Annotated in this window: 1 protein-coding gene; it reads right to left on the bottom strand. The window is 72.4% G+C overall.

What is annotated here, in order from left to right; translation table 11 throughout:
- Positions 1–112 precede the first annotated feature (112 nt).
- Positions 113–1,147, bottom strand: a 1,035-nt coding sequence (locus tag ACFWH7_RS09985; protein WP_378216357.1) for an alpha-isopropylmalate synthase regulatory domain-containing protein, incomplete at its 5' end; no start/stop codon positions are given.

A 1,147-nucleotide genomic window follows, 5' to 3' on the forward strand; every position in this document is an offset into this window, starting at 1 on the left:
TATCACAGGTTGCCGCCCGTGCGCGCTTATCTACCCACCGCGGCGCGCAAAAACCCCCCCCCGCCGGCACCCCGTGGTCCTGGGGGCCGTCGGGAGATCGGCGAGGCGGCGGTCAGCCCTCCGCGCGCTCCGCGCGGTTCACGGCGGAGACGATGGCCTTGAGCGAGGCCGTCGTGATGGACGGGTCGATGCCGACGCCCCACAGGACGTCGTCGCCCACCTGGCACTCCACGTACGCCGCAGCGGTCGCGTCACCGCCCTCCGAGAGCGCGTGCTCCGCGTAGTCCAGGACGCGGACGTCGACCCCCACCTGGGCGATCGCGTCGACGAAGGCGGCGACGGGTCCGTTGCCCGTGCCCTCGAGCGTCAGCTCCTCGCCGCGGTCGACGACGTCGACGCTCAGCGTGTCCGGCCCGTCCTCGCTCGACGACGCACGCGTGGAGCGCAGCTTGAGCCGACCCCACGGCTCCAGGCCCGAGTCGGGCTCGACCGGCAGGTACTCGTCGGAGAAGATCCGCCAGATGTCCTCGCCCGTGACCTCGGTGCCCTGCTGGTCGGTGTGGTGCTGCACCGCCTGGCTGAACTCGATCTGGAGCCGCCGCGGCAGGTCGAGGTGGCGCTCCGACTTCAGCAGGTAGGAGATGCCGCCCTTGCCGGACTGCGAGTTGACGCGGATGACGGCCTCGTAGGAGCGGCCGACGTCCTTGGGGTCGATCGGCAGGTACGGGACGGCCCACACGAGGTCGTCGACCGTCTTGCCCTCGGCCTCCGCGTGGACGGCCATCGCGTCGAAGCCCTTCTTGATGGCGTCCTGGTGCGAGCCGGAGAACGCCGTGAAGACGAGGTCGCCGGCGTAGGGGTGGCGCTCGGGCACGCCGAGCTGGTTGCAGTACTCGACGGTGCGGCGCACGTGGTCGATGTCGGAGAAGTCGATCTGCGGGTCGACGCCCTGGCTGAACAGGTTCATGCCCAGCGTCACGAGGCACACGTTGCCGGTGCGCTCGCCGTTGCCGAACAGGCAGCCCTCGATGCGGTCGGCGCCGGCCTGGTACCCCACCTCGGCGGCGGGGGCCGCCGCGGGGCGGCCCGGGGGGGGGGGCGGCCCCGGGCCCAGCGTAGCCCGCGGGGGGTGGTTGGGGGGTGTCTC

Source organism: Cellulosimicrobium cellulans (genome assembly GCF_042723955.1).
Taxonomy (GTDB): domain Bacteria; phylum Actinomycetota; class Actinomycetes; order Actinomycetales; family Cellulomonadaceae; genus Cellulosimicrobium; species Cellulosimicrobium cellulans_H.